The sequence below is a fragment of the Thalassospira sp. genome, from assembly GCF_040218635.1.
Lineage (GTDB): Bacteria > Pseudomonadota > Alphaproteobacteria > Rhodospirillales > Thalassospiraceae > Thalassospira.
Genome location: NZ_JAVJRB010000002.1, coordinates 86,394 through 103,379, shown reverse-complemented (window position 1 = coordinate 103,379; position 16,986 = coordinate 86,394). Strand labels below are relative to the sequence as shown.

General features: G+C 53.2%; 13 protein-coding genes. 9 read left to right on the top strand and 4 right to left on the bottom strand.

Annotated elements, in window-relative coordinates:
• Nucleotides 1-24 precede the first annotated feature (24 nt).
• On the bottom strand, nt 25-1,386 hold the full coding sequence (gene gor / locus RIC05_RS01100; RefSeq protein ID WP_350047967.1) for a glutathione-disulfide reductase: 1,362 nt from the start codon (nt 1,384-1,386) through the stop codon (nt 25-27).
• 229 nt (nt 1,387-1,615) lie between these two features.
• Between gor and RIC05_RS01095 the strand changes: the two genes are divergently transcribed.
• Both RIC05_RS01095 and RIC05_RS01090 read left to right on the top strand, forming a co-directional pair.
• Entirely contained in the window at nt 1,616-2,035 is a 420-nt protein-coding gene (locus RIC05_RS01095; protein WP_350042471.1) for a DUF4870 family protein, read from the top strand.
• 131 nt (nt 2,036-2,166) lie between these two features.
• Nucleotides 2,167-3,615 (top strand): deoxyguanosinetriphosphate triphosphohydrolase, encoded by a 1,449-nt coding sequence (locus RIC05_RS01090; RefSeq protein ID WP_350047965.1) that lies wholly within the window; start codon nt 2,167-2,169, stop codon nt 3,613-3,615.
• A gap of 51 nt (nt 3,616-3,666) precedes the next feature.
• Here the strand turns inward: RIC05_RS01090 and RIC05_RS01085 are convergent, their stop codons facing one another.
• Both RIC05_RS01085 and RIC05_RS01080 read right to left on the bottom strand, forming a co-directional pair.
• Nucleotides 3,667-4,410 carry a phosphoadenylyl-sulfate reductase gene (locus RIC05_RS01085; protein ID WP_350042469.1) on the bottom strand — a complete coding sequence of 248 codons (744 nt, stop codon included), beginning with the start codon at nt 4,408-4,410 and terminating at the stop codon, nt 3,667-3,669.
• Nucleotides 4,407-4,967 (bottom strand): precorrin-2 dehydrogenase/sirohydrochlorin ferrochelatase family protein, encoded by a 561-nt coding sequence (locus RIC05_RS01080; protein ID WP_350047963.1) that lies wholly within the window; start codon nt 4,965-4,967, stop codon nt 4,407-4,409. Before RIC05_RS01080 ends, RIC05_RS01085 begins: the two co-directional genes overlap by 4 nt.
• A 254-nt stretch (nt 4,968-5,221) precedes the next feature.
• On the opposite strand from RIC05_RS01080, the gene RIC05_RS01075 reads away from it, so the two are divergent.
• Entirely contained in the window at nt 5,222-6,277 is a 1,056-nt protein-coding gene (locus RIC05_RS01075; RefSeq protein ID WP_350047961.1) for a COX15/CtaA family protein, read from the top strand.
• A 29-nt stretch (nt 6,278-6,306) separates the two neighbouring features.
• On the opposite strand, the gene RIC05_RS01070 is transcribed toward RIC05_RS01075, so the two are convergent.
• Nucleotides 6,307-7,575: a DUF3422 family protein gene (locus RIC05_RS01070; RefSeq protein WP_350047959.1), complete on the bottom strand. Its 1,269-nt coding sequence runs from the start codon at nt 7,573-7,575 to the stop codon at nt 6,307-6,309.
• A 209-nt stretch (nt 7,576-7,784) separates the two neighbouring features.
• On the opposite strand from RIC05_RS01070, the gene tldD reads away from it, so the two are divergent.
• The 6 genes from tldD to RIC05_RS01040 all read left to right on the top strand — a co-directional run bounded on the left by tldD (nt 7,785) and on the right by RIC05_RS01040 (nt 16,985).
• Nucleotides 7,785-9,218 (top strand): metalloprotease TldD, encoded by a 1,434-nt coding sequence (gene tldD / locus RIC05_RS01065; RefSeq protein WP_350042465.1) that lies wholly within the window; start codon nt 7,785-7,787, stop codon nt 9,216-9,218.
• 252 nt (nt 9,219-9,470) lie between these two features.
• The gene (locus tag RIC05_RS01060; protein ID WP_350047957.1) at nt 9,471-10,940 is read left to right on the top strand and encodes a tetratricopeptide repeat protein; all 1,470 of its coding nucleotides are present in this window, start codon (nt 9,471-9,473) and stop codon (nt 10,938-10,940) included.
• A gap of 2 nt (nt 10,941-10,942) precedes the next feature.
• Nucleotides 10,943-12,382, top strand: coding sequence for a FecR family protein (locus RIC05_RS01055; protein ID WP_350047955.1), 1,440 nt, complete (start codon nt 10,943-10,945; stop codon nt 12,380-12,382).
• Between the two features lie 35 nt (nt 12,383-12,417).
• On the top strand, nt 12,418-14,700 hold the full coding sequence (locus RIC05_RS01050) for a CHASE2 domain-containing protein (RefSeq protein WP_350047953.1): 2,283 nt from the start codon (nt 12,418-12,420) through the stop codon (nt 14,698-14,700).
• Nucleotides 14,701-14,818: 118 nt separating this feature from the next.
• Nucleotides 14,819-15,841, top strand: coding sequence for a threonine aldolase family protein (locus tag RIC05_RS01045; protein WP_350047951.1), 1,023 nt, complete (start codon nt 14,819-14,821; stop codon nt 15,839-15,841).
• A gap of 124 nt (nt 15,842-15,965) precedes the next feature.
• Complete coding sequence (locus RIC05_RS01040; protein ID WP_350047949.1) at nt 15,966-16,985, top strand: threonine aldolase family protein; 1,020 nt, start codon at nt 15,966-15,968, stop codon at nt 16,983-16,985.
• Nucleotide 16,986: the final 1 nt, after the last annotated feature.

Here is a 16,986-nt window from a genome sequence, read left to right as displayed (position 1 = left end):
TTAATTTCGCCTTAGCCCGACGGATTAGTCGCCAACCGGGAACCGCATGGTCACGAATTCTTCGGCTGCGGACGGATGCACTGCAACCGTCTGATCGAACTGGGCTTTGGTTGCACCCATGCGGACTGCAATACCAATGCCCTGAATGATTTCGGCGGCATCCGGACCGACCATGTGGGCACCAAGGACCACGTCCGTGGTTTTATCAACGATCAGCTTCATCAGCGTTTTTTCATCGCGACCCGAAAGGGTGTGGCGCATCGGTTTGAAGGTCGATTTATAGATTTCGACTTCGCCGCATTTTTCACGGGCTTCTTCTTCGGACAGGCCAACCGTGCCAACAGGTGGCTGGCTGAACACAGCCGTCGGGATTGCCTGATAGGTCATATGCCAGGGTTTGCCGCCATAGATGGTGTCAGCAAATGACATGCCTTCCTTGATCGCAACCGGGGTCAGTTGCACTCGGTCGGTTACATCCCCCACCGCATAGATGTTTTCAGCCGTGGTCTGAAGCCCCTGATTTATTTTAACCGCACCGCGTTTGTCGGCCTCGACCCCGGCATTTTCAAGACCAAGCCCATCGGTATTGGGCGCACGGCCGGTGGCAAACATCACCTGATCGACTTCCATGATCGAACCATCGGTCAGGGTGAGTTTCAAGGTGCCATCCGCGTTCTTTTCAATCGCGGTAACATTGGTGTTCAGGCGCAGATCAATGCCCTTTTTAACGATTTCCTCGGCCAGATGGTTGCGGATATCGTTATCAAAGCCGCGCAGGATTTGTTCGCTGCGATAAAGCTGGGTGACCTGTGACCCCAAACCGGCAAAGATGCCTGCAAATTCAACCGCGATGTAGCCACCGCCAACGACGACGATACGTTTTGGCAGTTCTTCAAGATAAAATGCCTCGTTCGAGGTGATGGCATGTTCAGATCCGGTGATATCAGGCTTGGTCGGATGACCACCAACCGCGATCAGAATACGTTCTGCGGTAATTTCGCGGTCGCCAACGATGACGGTATGGGCATTTTTAAACGTTGCGCGATGTTCAAACAGCTCGACATTCGATCCGGCCAGAAGCTTTTTATATATGCCGTTCAGGCGGTCAATCTCGGCATCTTTGTTGGCAATCAGGGTCTTCCAGCTAAAGCTTGGTTCGCCCGGAAGGGTCCAGCCATAGGAAGATGCATCTTCAAAATCCTCGGCAAAATGTGCGCCGTACACCAGAAGCTTTTTCGGGACACAGCCGCGGATAACGCAGGTGCCACCAACCTGACTTTCTTCGGCGATGGCGACCTTTGCGCCGTATCCCGATGCAACGCGGGCTGCACGTACACCACCAGACCCGGCACCAATCACGAATAAATCAAAATCATAATCCGACATGCGGAAATCCTTATTTTCGGTCCATTGACGATATGGCGCCAAATGTAGGGCGATATTTTCAAGAGTCGAGGCAAAACCAAGCAAATATGCCGTAAATTTCATGTGATCCGGCGTGAAGATGCAACCAGAACGCCAACGTCACCAACCAGAGATAGCATTTTTAAACTTTCTCGCTATATGATTGGCAAGACGCGATGGGGATTGCGATAACTTTGACAGGACTATTCATATGAACGACCATATTCACGGTCAGGACGCGTCTTTTGACAATGCACCGCGCCATGCCGATGAGCGCGGCGGCAATACCGCCCTTGTTTGCTACGGGCTTATGATCGCGACCCTGTTCACGGCCTTCGCCACCGGTTTGATTGCGCTGATTGTTGCCTATATCGCGCGCGAAGACGACAATCACTGGACCAACAGCCACTATATTTTCATCATCCGGACATTCTGGATAAGTATCTTTTACGCGATGATCCTTGGCCTGTTCACCTTCGTAATCGGCTGGATTCCGCTTTTGGGCTGGGCCGTTGTCGGCCTGATGGGCCTTTACATTACGGCCTGGTTCATCGGGCGAAATGTGATTGGCTTGTTGCGCGCCCTTAACGGACGCCCGATTGACGCGCCGCGCAGTTGGTTCTTTGGCTAAGCCCTACAAAATTAACCGAATTTTGCGGTGCAATCGGCGGAATGCTGTTTTGTCCGATTGCACCGGACTCCTTGGGTCGTTAAAGTCATCGATAGATAAAACACACGACACGGACAGGGAGTCGCACCGCCATGACATTGGCGTCGCAAGCGCCTGGCGATAAAATGCGCTGGGAAGACCTTCTTTCATCTCATCGGCTTGAATTTCAGGACGGCAAGATCCGCCTGCCCGAAGGTGCGCCCTCTCCAACGCCAGATGGCAGAAGCCCGTTTCAGATTGATGTGGACCGGGTAATTTTTTCATCTTCATTCCGGCGTTTGCAAAACAAAACCCAGGTTCATCCGCTATCGGAAAATGATCATGTCCATACCCGCCTGACTCACACGATTGAAGTCGGATCGGTCGGGCAGTCGCTTGGCCTGATGGCCGGGGCGCATATCGTCAAGAACCTGCCAAAGGGGTCTGAAACCACAATTGCCGATATCGGCTATATGGTTCAGGCGGCCTGCCTTGCCCATGATATTGGCAACCCGCCCTTTGGTCATTCCGGCGAAGATGCGATCAATGAATGGTTCACGACATCGAAGCTTGCCAAAGACGAGCTGACATCGCGCCTTTCGGGGCCGGAGCTTGAAGACCTGCGCCATTTTGAAGGCAATGCCCAAGGATTGCGGATCATAAGCCAGCTTGAAATGAAGCGCTTTGACGGTGGGTTGAACCTGACTTACGGCACACTTGGAAGCTTCATTAAATATCCGCGCAGCACGTCGGTTCCCGATAACAAACGCGGCGCATATACCGGCCTTAAAAAGCCCGGCTATTATCAGGCCGAACGCGATATTGCCTATGCGATTGCAAAGGCCTGTGGCCTGTCACCGCTTGACGGGTTTGACGGCGCATGGCGTCGTCATCCGCTGGTCTATCTGGTCGAGGCTGCTGACGATATTTGCTATTCCGTGGTCGATCTTGAAGATGGTTGGGAACTGGGCTGTGTGACGTTTGAAGAAGTCGAACGCGCGCTGGCCCCGATTGCCCGCAACCCTGATAAATATGACGGTGATGCCGATCAACGCTGGAACGATTTACGCGCCGAGCGCTGGTACGCAGAAAAATCCGAAAATGACCGGATCGGGTTCCTGCGCGGCAAGGCAATCGGCAATCTGGTCAAGGCGGCGGTTGATGCGTTCATTGATAATGAAGACGCGCTTTTAGCTGGCACCATCGAAGGTGATCTGCTTGCCAACACCCCGCTTGGCCTGCATGCCAAGGCATGTAAGAAACTGGCCGTTCAAAAGATTTACAACGCCCCCCATGTCCTGCCGATCGAGATGGCCGGGTTCGAGGTGATTAATGGCCTTCTGAACAGCTTTGTCCGTGCGGCAATCGATATTGACGAACATATCAATCACGGTCGGCGCCTGCCGCCACAGGCAGACCGGATCGACAAGCTTCTGTCGGGCAAGATTTCAGATGCGCCCGACCTTTACAGCCGCCTGATGCGGGTCATGGATTACATTTCAGGCATGACCGACCGATATGCGGTAACGCTATTTCGCAAACTTCAGGGCATCACGATTTAAGACAAAAAACCCGGCCAACTGGCCGGGTTTTTCGGTAAAGCCGCACTGCGCTTAGATAATATAGTGAATACCACATTCGGTTTTGTCCTGCCCGGCCCAGCGGCCAGCCCGGACGTCCGTGGAATTGGGATCAACCCGGTCGGTGCAGGGCATGCAGCCAATCGACAGGAAACCTTCGGCCTCCAGCGGATGGCGTGGTAAGGCGCGGTGTTCGAAAATATCGTCGATATCGCCGCGCGCGTACCCAGCCAGCGGGTTTATCTTGATCCGCGTACCTGCTGTTTCAATTGCCGGAAGCGCATCACGCTCCCCACCATGGAAACGTTTGCGCCCGGTCAGCCATGCATCATAGCCCGTAAGCGCACGCTGGAGCGGTTCGACCTTGCGCAAATAGCAGCATTTCGCAACATCAGAAGCAAACAGCATCCCGTTGGGGTCATCCGCTTTGAGCTTTTCCTCGTCCGGGCGCATGATCTTGATATTGGTCAAGCCAAGCTGGTCGACCAGCGTTTCGCGGTATTTGTGGGTTTCACCAAACAGCTTGCGGGTATCAAGAAAAATGATCGGCAGATTGGCATCGACCTCGGCGACCAGTGCAAGCAGCGCTGCTGCCTCTGTTCCGAAGGATGAGGTCATAGTGATCTTGCCGTTGAATTCTTCATGCACCATGGGTTCGATCAACGACACACCCTGGAGATGGCCATAGCGGCTCATCAAATCGGCGGCGCGATCTGTTGCTTCTTCAACGGACATGGAGCCGCCGGTAACGATATCTTCTTCACGCATTACATTCATGGCAACCATCCACGACGATCAATATATTCGTCGGTTTTTTTCAGCAATGTTGGCATATCCGCACCGCCGGCTTTCCATTTTTCGCGCTGATCAGAAAGCTCGCGCAGGCGTTTATCCCATGTCGGGACAAGCCAGTTTTCAAGCGCACGGCGAATACGACCAGCCAGTCTTGGACTGTGACCGTTGGTCGAAACCGTGATCATTAAATCACCGCGCTGAACGCGGGCTGGCGAGAAAAAATCACAATACGCCTTGATATCTTCGACATTGGCGATGGTGCCAACCGCCTTGGCGATGGCGGCAAGTTCGGCAGCCTTGTCTTCGTCAAGGTCGACAATAAACATGATGGATGCCGCGTTGACATCTGCGGAATTTGGCAAATACCGGTGCAGACGATCACCGGCTTGGTCAACCAGTTCGGGCATCGGGTGTTCTGAATAGACGGTGACGTACTTTGCCCCATCACCGTCAAACTGTCGCAACCGGTTCAGGGTGGCCTGACCGTTGCCGACCAAAGCGACTGATAGTCGCGTCAGGTCCAGATTGATGGGAAACATCGTCGATCCTCTAATGCGGGTTTCTCTCTGTTGTCCATGACTATGAGTGTGGAAATTAAAATATTCAATACATTTTTTATGTGTTTTATATACATATCACATTTTTTATGTGTTTATTAAATGAAGCGGCAAGTGATCCATCCAACCTGCTCATGACGTAAAGCTTTTCCTGCACTTTTTGAAAAATCGCCCTATATTGGGCCAAATTTCAGCATCAATAATGCTGCCGATCCGAACGATGAGAGAGCTCCCAGATGCCCAGCAGTGCCGCCCCTGCCGCCTCAGACCACCCCACTATTTCCCCCGCTGCCCACAAAAATGTCGCGATCTGGCTATTTTCCTGTGCTGCGATGGTCTTCATCATGGTGGTGATTGGCGGATTGACCCGTTTGACAGAATCGGGGCTTTCGATTGTTGAATGGCGGCCATTTACCGGCATTATCCCGCCAATGAGCGAGGCAGACTGGAGCGCCCTTTATCAGAAATACAGCCAGTATCCCGAATTCCAGAAGGTCAATGCCTGGATGTCGGTTGATGATTTCAAATCCATCTTCTGGCTGGAATTTATTCATCGTCTTTGGGGGCGCTTGATCGGGATTGTGTTCTTTATTCCGTTTGTCTGGTTTCTCGCCAAAAAATCAATTGATCGTGCGACCAAGTGGAAACTTTGGGGGCTGTTCATTCTGGGCGGGCTTCAGGGATTGATGGGCTGGTACATGGTGATGAGCGGACTGGTCGATCGCCCCGATGTCAGCCAATATCGCCTGACCGCACATTTTGGTCTGGCACTTGTGATTTTCATCGCGCTGATGTGGGTTGGCCTGCAACAGAGCGCACCGCGTGCAATCGGAACAATTGCGTCGAAACGCAGTTGGCAATTGCTTGGCCTGATCGTCTTTACCGCGCTTTCAGGCGGTTTCGTTGCCGGGCTTGATGCCGGTTATGCCTTTAACACCTTCCCCTTGATGGATGGTCAACTGATCCCCGATGGGCTTTTTGTCTTTGACCCGACCTGGCTGGCCCCGTTTGAAGATCACATGACCGTCCAATGGGATCATCGCTGGTTGGCGAAACTGACCTTTGTCATGGTCTTGGTCTATTGGTGGCGGGCCGGAAAATGGTCCCTAAGCGCCGATCAAAGGTTTGCCACGCATCTGGTTTTGGCAGCCGCCTGTCTTCAGGTCGCCCTTGGAATTTCCACATTGCTCAGCGTGATCTGGTTGCCGCTAGGTGTTGCCCATCAGGCCGGGGCGGTTGTGCTTGTGGGTACAATGACCTACGCCGCATATAAATTGCGCACGGTGGCGTAGGCACGCAACCGTGCGCCAATTGGCAAATTCTAATCGTCTGCGCGGTGCAGTGCCTTGCGGACCCGGCGCATGGCAAGCCAGATCGTGGTAAGAACAACCGGCACCGCAATCCCGGTTGCCACCCGATCATTGATCGGGACACCGGCATCCTTCACCGCCTTGAATAGATAGCCCAGCAAACCGACCGCATAATACGTAATGGCAGCAACCGACAATCCTTCGACGGTTTGTTGCAGGCGAAGTTGCAATTTGACCCGGCGATCCATACTGGCAAGCAGATCGCGGTTCTGTGCTTCAAGCAGGATATCAACCCGCGTGCGGAGCAGGTTATTCGCCCGTGCAACACGTTTTGACAGAACTTCCAATCGATCCCCGATATTCTGACAGGTTCGCATGGCGGGTGCCAAGCGGCGTTCCATGAATTCGGTGATGGTCTGAACGCCTTCGACGCGTTCTTCGCGAAGCTCGGTCAGCCGGGCCTGCACGATCCGGTAATAGGCCCGTGCCGCACTGAACCGATAGTTCAGGGATGCGGCCATTTCTTCGGTCTGGGCGGCAAGATCGGTCAGTTTTGACAGGGTTTCTTCGTCATTGGTTTGTATCTTGCTGGCCATTTCGGCGGTAATGTCCGACAGACGCGTATCAATTTCGGAAACCTTTGGCGTCGCGCAATGGGCCAGCGGGAAGGCCAGCAAGGCCATCATCCGGTAAACTTCAATTTCCTTGAGCCGCTGAACAAGGCGACCAGCCTGAAGCTGCTCCATGCCCTGATCCTTGATCAGAATGCGGCCAAACCCATCGCCATGCAGACGAAAATCGGTCCAGACCTGTGCGGTTCCGCCCAAAACCCGGCTGCCCGTCAAGCCGTTATGATCAAACAGGCGTGAAATTTCATCTGCACTTCGCTCGGCTGTTTCGACCACGATATGGAGGCCTACCATCAACTGACCGGGGGTTTCCGACAGCCAGTCCTGCGGCACCAGATTAATCACCGGGTCTTCGAACGGATTGTCAAACGGCTCCATGCGTTTAAAGACATAGACCGTGAATTCCGCATGACGTTCCCAGATCACCGAGAACCCGTCACAAGCCGCCTCAAAGTATTTTTGATCTGCTGCAGGCGGGGTCAAACTGTATCGGTTGCAGAAAGCGACGAAATGGTCACGCACGTCTTCGTCAAATTCTTCGCCTGCCTGAAAGGCAATGCAGGAGCAGCGTGCAGGGCTTGTGACCCCGCCAAACGGGCGGGCATGAATTTCATTGTGGAGTGCCACACGCTGGGGATGTTCAACAAACATTGGCACGGGCTTTCATAATTGGCCATTGCGGTCTATATAAAACGTTCAGGGGCAGGTTTTGCCTTGTTCCTGACAGTACCTGTATAGACGAAAGTTCAAGGTGACAGAAACCCCAGAAAGCGTAAGGGAAAATACTGTCACAAGTGCTTTTATCAAACGGGGAAAATCATTTTCTCTGGCCGAATAATCCTGGCCCCCAAGGAGGTTCCATGACCGATCTTCGCACCACCGACAATCTGTTTTTCGCCAAAGGTGATCTTGATCGCGAACGGCTTGAAACACAGGTCAATGACGCGCTTGGCGCGGCAGAAGACGGGGAACTTTTCCTGGAATACCGCCAGTCCGAAAGCCTTGTTTGGGATGATGGCCGCCTGCGCAGTGCGAATTTTGATACCGCGCAGGGCTTTGGCCTGCGCGCGGTTGCCGATGAAGCCACCGCCTTTTCGCATTCCAATGAACTCTCCAACGATGCGGTTGCCCGTGCAGCCGAAACCGTCAAGGCCGTTGGATCAGGTCGATCTGGCAAGGTCGACCTTGGATCGGTTGGCACCAATATTTCGCTTTATTCCGATATCAACCCGCTGGGTGAAGCCACCTTTGAAGCCAAGGTCGATCTTTTGGCACAGATTGATGCCTATGCCCGATCCCGCGATCCGCGTGTGGTTCAGGTATCTGCATCGATTTCAGGGAACTGGCAGGCAGTCCAGATCTGGCGTTCGGGCGGACAGCGGATCGGCGATATTCGCCCGCTTGTGCGGTTCAATGTTTCGGTCGTGGTCAAACAGGGCGATCGCATGGAAACCGGATCACATGGCGAGGGTGGCCGGATTGGCTATGACGGGTTCTTTGATGAAAAAACCTGGAAGACTGCCGTTGATGAATCCCTTCGCCAGGCAATTGTAAATCTGGATTCCGTTGCCGCACCGGCCGGTGAAATGACCGTCGTACTTGGTCCGGGCTGGCCGGGTATTTTGCTGCATGAAGCCATCGGCCACGGTCTTGAAGGTGACTTTAACCGCAAGGGAACGTCGGCCTTTGCCGGCCTTCTTGGCCAGCGCATTGCTTCACCGGGCGTTACGGTTGTCGATGACGGTACGATCAATGATCGTCGCGGGTCGCTTTCGATTGATGATGAAGGCACCCCGACCCAGCAAACGGTCCTGATCGAAGACGGTATTCTGAAGGGCTTTATGCAGGATCGCCTGAATGCCCGCCTGACCGGTGTTAAATCAACCGGTAATGGTCGCCGTCAATCTTATGCCCATGCCCCGATGCCCCGCATGACTAATACCTATATGCTGGGTGGCGACAAGGAACCTGAAGAAATCCTCGCCTCGGTCAAAAACGGTATTTATGCCGTTAATTTTGGCGGTGGGCAGGTCGACATTACGTCTGGCAAGTTTGTATTTTCCGCATCCGAAGCCTATTTGATCGAAAACGGCAAACTTGGCGCACCGGTCAAGGGTGCGACCCTGATTGGCAATGGTCCCGACAGCCTGACCAAGGTTTCCATGGTGGGTAATGATATGGCTCTTGATAACGGGATCGGCACATGTGGCAAGGACGGCCAAGGCGTTCCGGTTGGCGTTGGGCAACCGACCTTGCGGATTGACGGATTGACCGTCGGCGGTACAGCCGTATAGGAAGAACAACCTAATGGATAGAAAGTGCCTTTGAATTAAGGCATCTTTCTATGCGTAAGCATAGATAACCTATCCATTTAAAGCCGATGACACCCATCAACTGCATGGCTTCCATCAAACCACCAGACCCCATACTCTGTGTTTACAATGATTAAAACAGATTATGGGCAAATCTGGTCTGGTTTTACCCCCGACCAGATGCGCCAGACCGGTTCAAAAAACCGTATTAATCTGGAACGCTTGGGGGAAAGCTTGAAAACAGGCAGATGGCGGCACAGTACGGTAATAACAGCCGTACTTGCGGTACTGGTTATGGGGATTTCCAGTGCCAAGGCACAACAAAGTGTGGATGTCCGCACAGATGAAGCACGCCAATTTTCCGAAGATTTTGACCGTCTGACGGACGTCACCGAACGTGCCAACAGGTTGCTTCAAACCGATGATGGCGGCGACATCACCTATGCCAATATCCTGACCAACCCTGATGACATTGTTTTGAATTTCCGCTGGGCAAAGGCGCAGCTATCGCGCGGTGAAGTGCGCGGCGCATCGGCGACCCTTGAACGCATTCTGGTCTTGGATCCTGATCTCGCCCCGGTCAGGCTTTATTACGCGATTGTTCTCTATCGCCTTGATAGCCTTGATGAAGCCCGTGCACAGTTCGATCAATTGCGTCAGATGGATGTTTCCCCGGACGTCGCGGCCGATATTGATAAATACATCAGTGCGATCGAACGCCGTCGTAAACGTTTGCATCAATCGGTTACCCTGACCATGGGTTCCCAGATTGACAGCAACCGAAATGCCGCACCGAATGATAAGGAACAACTTGTCACCGGCACGCTTACGACCATCACATCAAGTGCAGATAAGCCGCGCAACGACATCGCATATATCGGTGCCCTTCGTTATGACGTCAGCTATGACCTTGGATATCAGGAAGGCCATGAAATATTCGCCAGCGCGACCGGTTACGCCAGTGATCAGGTCCAGTTAGATTCCCTTGATCTTGGGTCATTTTCGGTCGATGTCGGAAGCCGCATTCGCGGCGGTTACTGGATGTTGACCCCGTCGGTCAACCAAACCGTACAATCGCTGAGCAAGGAAAAGTATCTGACATCACGTTCAAGCCGCTTGCGTATGGACTGGAACCCGCGCCCGTTCTTTAACCTGAACGGTGAAGTCAGCTATGCTGATGAACGCTATCAGAATACCAGCGAATCCAGCGCCTTACGTTTGCACTCCGGTCAACGCTACGGCAGTCGACTAGGGACGAATTACACATGGACCCCCAACAACCGCACCACATTTAATCTTTCTGCGGGTAAAAAACAGGCTGCACGCAATTATTACAGCTATGACAGCTTGAGCGGCGAGTTGATCCATGCTTATCTGTTTGGTGGGGGAAGTTACTTAAGCGGAAGTATCCGCCATGGCATTGACCGATATGACGATCCTGATTTTCTGGTGACCGGCAATTCGCCGCAACATCGAACGGATCGCAGCACACGGACAAGATTGACCTATGGCGCGCCACTTTCGCAAATAATGCCATCGGACTTGTTTGGGGATAGCAACACGGCAAATCAGATATATGACCTGCTCGCACCGATAAACTGGTCGATCACAGGCGAATATCTGAATACTAAATCGAACATTCCCAACTACGAATATCACAATGCCCGGGCACAATTTTACCTGACCCGGCGATGGGAGTTCTAGTGATGCAAAACGACGTAGCGACCACCCGCTCGTACCAAAAATTGGCACCCATGATTCGTGTGATCATGCTTTGCAGCCCCTTGGCGCTAAGCTTAATGCATGCACAACCGGCAAAAGCGCAAGACGCCGTTGAAATTGCCAGCCTTGAAATGGCCGGCGTTTCCGCCGCTGTGACCGGCGATGTCACCATGGCCAAAGCAACCGGTGAAATTGGTGTCCTCGTTGAAAGCGGGATGCCGGTTTATCTTGGTGATCGCATTACGACGACATCCCGTTCGGGCATGCAAATCCTGTTGCTTGACGAGACGGTCTTTACCATCGGGCCGAACAGCGACATTGCGATTGACGAGTTCGTTTATGATCCGGCAACCGGCGATGGCCGCATCGTTGCCGACATGGCACGCGGTGTAATGCGCTTTGTTACCGGCAAAATCCCGCTGAACAATCCTTCGAGCATGGACATCAACCTTCCCGTCGGATCGATTGGCATTCGTGGCACCATCGGATTGATCCGTTCAGTTTCTGCCGAAGAAGCCAATCAGATCATGCCCGGATCCTTTGATACATCCACACCGGAAAGTGCCAATCAACAGGTCTTCATGGCGGTCAACCAAGGCCCCGGCCTTGCGCGGAATGACACAACATCGCGCGCCGGCGCTTTTGCTGTGACCGATCAGAACGGCAACAGCGAAAACATCACCGGTGAAAACTTTGGCGTTTTTGTCAGCGGTACCGTCGTAACCGAACCGGCCCGCTTCCCACAGGGTGTTGCGACATTTGATTTCTCGACCAATCTGGTGCGCACCGCGTCACGTCCTGCCGATGAAACCGGGGGGAGCAGTTCGGGCCAAACCACAACCGCCGCCCCCCAACAGCCATCCCTGACATCAGATCAAACCCAACAGGCTAATACGCAGACAGGCTCGACGATGGTCGGAAGCCTTGACGTTGCATTGGCGCAGGTCGGCACGACATCCACCGCATCGAACCTCGATGAAACGACATCAATCGTGAACAATGTAGAAAGTGCGAATAGTTCAACCGATACTAACTCAGATTTCACATATGACGCCATGCGTCAGGTGACAACCGGAACGTATACGAGCGGCTCGATAGCCGTCAGCAGCGGTTCGCTCTCCTACAACTTCGTTTCTTCTGTCAATTTCACCAGTAGACAGATGTCCATCACATTCCAGAACATTGAGGATGGTGGGGCTTTTCTGACTTCGGTTGCACAAGGCGACATGAAAACCAACACGGTCGATTTTTCTGGGTCGTCTGGGAAGGTTACGTTTTCTGGTACCGATTTTACGCCAGATACGAATTGTACAAATGGCGGATGCGAAGCGTCAGCAACCTTCACTGATGCCTTCAATGTTGATTTCGATCTAAAGACAGATGCAGTGACCGCAGGTGCTTCGGGATCGGCAACACTTAACTAATTGAAGTTTGGTTGGCAGAACAAAGTAGAACCCTTATGCGTCTGACCAAACAACGTTTGCTGACTTCGTTACATTATCTGGTTCCGCTGATCATCCTGCTGAGCTGCATTTTCATGCGCTGGCAGGATGTGCCGTTTGTTGATCAGTTGCGTCTGAACGTCTTTGATACCTATCAGCGCGTTTCGCCGCGCCCTTTTGAAGACGTCGGGGTGCGGATTATTGATATTGATGAGCGCAGCCTTGAAGAAATGGGGCAATGGCCATGGCCGCGCACCAGATTGGCAGGCCTTGTTTATCGGTTGCGATCGTCCGGGGCGCTGGTTGTCGGGTTTGATGTGGTTTTTGCCGAACCTGATCGCACATCCCCCACCCGGGTTGTCCAAGACTGGCCCAAGGGCCGCGAAATCGATGAAATCACCAAACTTGCCGAAACACTGCCAGACCATGACAAGCTGTTCGCCCAATTCATTCGCGGCACCGGACAGGTCGTTACCGCGGTTCAGCTGACCAACAAAAACGTTGATAGCCCGCCCCGTCAGGTCGGTAATTTCAGCGTGTCTGGCGAGGCAGGTCGTAAGCTTTCCGATTTCATTGCGGTTTTGCCCGGTGCGGCCAAAAATCTTGAGGTTATCGAGAATGCCGCAAGTGGCAATGCGCTGGTCAATGTTTCACCGGAACAGGACGGGATTGTGCGACGTGTCCCGTTGCTTGCGGCACTGGATCACCCCCTGCCAGTCATTGGTATGCCTGTTTATCCAACATTGTCGTTGGAAATGCTGCGCGTTCTTCAGGATGCACCCCATACAATGAATGTCCGGATGTCCGGCGCCAGTGGCAGCAAACGCTGGACCCAGTCCGAAGGTATCGAGGCCATCCGGGTCGGGAAAATAACCATCCCAACCGATCACGCCGGAAATATGTGGGTGCATTTCACTGGCCATCAGAAGGCACGCTATATCTCGGCTGCGGACGTGATGAATGGCAACCTTCCGCAGGGTAGTTTACGCGATACCGTTGTTTTGATTGGCACCAGTGCCGCAGGATTGCTTGATCTACGATCCACACCACTTGACCCTGTCCTTCCCGGCGTTGAAATCCATGCCGAAATGCTTGAACAAATGTTGCTGGAGCATTTCCTGACCCGACCCTATTGGGCAGCGGAAACCGAGTTGCTTGTTTTGCTGTTGCTTGGACTGTTCTTTGTCATGAGCGTTCCCCGCTTGGGTGCGGTCTGGCCGGCATTGATTGGTGGCACACTTGCGTTCGGGGCATTCGGCTTTTCATGGTGGGCCTATGAAACAAGGCTCCTTCTGATTGACCCGGTTTATCCGCTGATCAGCTTGCTTGCGGTTTACCTTGCCACCAGTTCCATTGGTTTTATGCGCACCGAAGGCGAACGCCGTCAGGTCCGTACTGCGTTTGGCAACTATCTGTCGCCGGCCTTGGTCAATGAACTGTCCCGCCACCCCGAACGGCTTAAGCTGGGTGGGGAAACCCGTGACATGACGTTGATGTTTTGTGACGTGCGGGGTTTCACCTCCATCTCCGAAGGGTTCAAATCCAATCCGCAAGGTCTGACGCGTCTGATCAACCGCCTTCTGACACCGCTCAGCGACTGCATCCTTAATCGTGAAGGCACGATTGATAAATATATGGGTGACTGCATCATGGCATTCTGGAATGCACCACTTGATGTTGAAAACCACGCCCATCATGCCTGCGACAGTGCGCTTGCCATGCGAAACGCACTTGATGTGCTCAATACAGAACGGTTGGCCGAAGCCAAACAGGATGACGCGCCGTTCCTGCCGCTGAATGTCGGGGTTGGGATTAATTGCGGCGATTGTCTTGTCGGCAATATGGGATCAGACCAACGGTTTGATTATTCCGTCCTTGGCGATGCTGTCAATCTTGCTGCCCGACTGGAAGGCCAGTCAAAGAATTATGGTGTCGATATCGTTCTGGGCGAAGAGGTCGCCAAGCGGGTTGAGGGTGATTTCGCCATTCTTGAGCTTGATCTGATTGCAGTAAAAGGCAAAAGCGAAGCTGTACACATCTATGCCCTGCTGGGCGACGGCGCACTTTATGGTTCCGACGCATTCCAGAACTGCCAGATCCTGCACAAAGAAATGCTTGCGGCCTATCGCCAAAAGAACTGGGACGCGGCCATTGATCTGATTGCGCGATGCCGTGAAGCATCGCGCGGTGTCGGGGCGTTGGCGGGCCTTTATGATATGTATCTTGGCCGTATCGACATCTTTAAACAAACGCCACCGCCCGCCGATTGGGACGGTGTTTTTGTTGCGACATCCAAATAGCGTCTCTTGCCAAAAGAGTTAAATCGCAACACTCTTCAATGGCATCCGTCACGACACTACTTCAAACACGATGCCAATACAGCCGCCCCAAATGCCCCACAGCGATAATGAGGCCCCGATGAATTTTTCATCCGACAATGTTACGCCAATCTGTCCGGAAATCCTGAACGCCATTGCGGCCGAAAGTGATAATGCGGCCCTTCCCTATGGCGCGGATGACAAAAGCCAACAGCTTGATGCTGCCTTTTCCGAACTGTTTGGTACCGATGTTTGCGTTGTTCCGGTCGCCACCGGAACGGCAGCCAATCTGATCGGGCTGTCCGGGTTGGTATCGCCCTTTGGCGGGGTCGTTTGCCACCATCGCGCCCATATCAATATGACGGAATCCACCGGTGTGGCGTTTTATGGCGGGGGTGCCAAGCTTCTTGGTATTGATGGGCCATCTGCGAAGATTGAGGCCGATACTCTGGATGCCTTTCTTCGCACACATAACCCCAATGGCATGCATTCGGTTGACCCGGAATGCGTTGCGATTACACAAACCACCGAATTTGGTACCGTCTATAACGTTGATGAACTACAAGCCATTGGCAAAACCTGCCAAAAGCATGGTATGCGCCTGTTCATGGACGGGGCGCGCTTTGCCAATGCGGTGGCAACACTTGATTGCCATCCTGCCGACATCACGTGGAAAGCAGGCGTTGATGTTTTAAGTTTTGGGGCGACCAAAAACGGCGCGCTGGCGGTCGATGCCATTGTTCTGTTTGATCGCGAATTGCGCCGTCATACCGAAAAAAGCCGTAAGCGCGGCGGGCACCTGTTCTCCAAACACCGTTATCTTGCGGCCCAACTTCTGGCATACCTTAAAGATGATCTATGGCTGCGCAATGCGCGGCACGCAAATCATGCTGCCATCGCGTTACAGCACGCTCTTGAAAGCATCGGTGCAAAGGCCGCCTTTACGCCACAAGGCAATGAGCTTTTCATTCATGTGAAGGACGAACTTGCCCAAAGCCTGCGCGATGTCGGCATTGTGTTTCGTCCTTGGGCGTCTATCGGGCCGGATGCCTATCGGTTTGTCTGCGCGTGGAACAGCCCGATTGACCTGATCCGCGACATCCCGAAATCCATCAATTCCTGAAATCACCGGCGAATGCCCTTTGCCTTGATCAAGGATTGCGTGTGATAACGTCCCTTATCATACCAAAACGCGATAGCATTTTGTTCAAATGCTGTGCGCCACCAAATTATTTGCGAGATAGATAATGAATTTTGCCTCTGACAATGTATCGCCCTTTTGCCCGGAAGTTCTTGAAGCGTTAAGCCGTGAAGCTGCCAGTAATGCGCCTGCCTATGGCAGTGACGATGTCAGCCAAAAGCTTGATGCTGCCTTTTCCGAACTGTTTGATACGAAGGTTGCGGTTATTCCGGTTGCCACCGGCACCGCGGCAAATTGCATCAGTCTTTCCGCCCTTGTATCGCCCTATGGCGGCGTGATCTGCCATCACGAAGCGCACATCAACGAAGATGAAAGTACCGGCGTTGCCTTCTTTACCGGCGGGGCAAAATTGCTGCCGATGGATGGCCCGACGGCCAAGCTTGAAGCCGACGCCCTTGATAGCTTCATCACCAGTCAGGTCGACCGCGGTGTCCATTCCGTCGCCCCGGAATGTGTTGCCATCACGCAGGCAACCGAACTTGGCACGGTCTATAGTCCAGCTGAAGTCAAAGCGATCGGAAGCATTTGCAAAAGCCATGATATGCGCCTTTTCATGGATGGAGCCCGCTTTGCCAATGCCGTTGCCCATCTGGGATGCAGCCCGGCAGATATCACGTGGAAAGCAGGTGTTGATGCCCTCAGTTTCGGCGCGACCAAGAACGGTGCCATGGCGGTAGATGCGATTGTGCTGTTCGACACCAGTTTGAAATCCCGGATCGAACAAGCCCGTAAACGCAGCGGTCATTTGCATTCCAAACACCGCTATCTCGCGACCCAGTTGCTGGCCTATGTTGAAAATGACGTGTGGCTTAAAAATGCCGGCCATGCCAATCAGGCGGCAACCGCCCTTGGCGAGGTTTTGTGCCAGCATGGTGCCACCCTCGCCCACCCGTCTGACGGCAATGAATTGTTTGTAAAACTGACTTCTGATCTGGCAGGACAATTGCGCGATGCCGGTGTGATGTTCCATGCATGGCCGTCACTTGGTGAGGATATCTATCGGTTCGTTGCTGCATGGAACACGGATATCGGGCAAATCACGCAGCTTAATTCTACTCTGGGGTAGC

What these genes read in the sequence shown, in the direction of transcription:
- RIC05_RS01085 (WP_350042469.1), bottom strand. Translation starts at nt 4,410, where the DNA reads ATGAATGTAATGCGTGAAGAAGATATCGTTACCGGCGGCTCCATGTCC.
- RIC05_RS01075 (WP_350047961.1), top strand. Translation starts at nt 5,222, where the DNA reads ATGCCCAGCAGTGCCGCCCCTGCCGCCTCAGACCACCCCACTATTTCC.
- RIC05_RS01095 (WP_350042471.1), top strand. Translation starts at nt 1,616, where the DNA reads ATGAACGACCATATTCACGGTCAGGACGCGTCTTTTGACAATGCACCG.
- RIC05_RS01070 (WP_350047959.1), bottom strand. Translation starts at nt 7,575, where the DNA reads ATGTTTGTTGAACATCCCCAGCGTGTGGCACTCCACAATGAAATTCAT.
- tldD (WP_350042465.1), top strand. Translation starts at nt 7,785, where the DNA reads ATGACCGATCTTCGCACCACCGACAATCTGTTTTTCGCCAAAGGTGAT.
- RIC05_RS01040 (WP_350047949.1), top strand. Translation starts at nt 15,966, where the DNA reads ATGAATTTTGCCTCTGACAATGTATCGCCCTTTTGCCCGGAAGTTCTT.
- RIC05_RS01045 (WP_350047951.1), top strand. Translation starts at nt 14,819, where the DNA reads ATGAATTTTTCATCCGACAATGTTACGCCAATCTGTCCGGAAATCCTG.
- RIC05_RS01055 (WP_350047955.1), top strand. Translation starts at nt 10,943, where the DNA reads ATGCAAAACGACGTAGCGACCACCCGCTCGTACCAAAAATTGGCACCC.
- RIC05_RS01050 (WP_350047953.1), top strand. Translation starts at nt 12,418, where the DNA reads ATGCGTCTGACCAAACAACGTTTGCTGACTTCGTTACATTATCTGGTT.
- RIC05_RS01090 (WP_350047965.1), top strand. Translation starts at nt 2,167, where the DNA reads ATGACATTGGCGTCGCAAGCGCCTGGCGATAAAATGCGCTGGGAAGAC.
- RIC05_RS01080 (WP_350047963.1), bottom strand. Translation starts at nt 4,967, where the DNA reads ATGTTTCCCATCAATCTGGACCTGACGCGACTATCAGTCGCTTTGGTC.
- gor (WP_350047967.1), bottom strand. Translation starts at nt 1,386, where the DNA reads ATGTCGGATTATGATTTTGATTTATTCGTGATTGGTGCCGGGTCTGGT.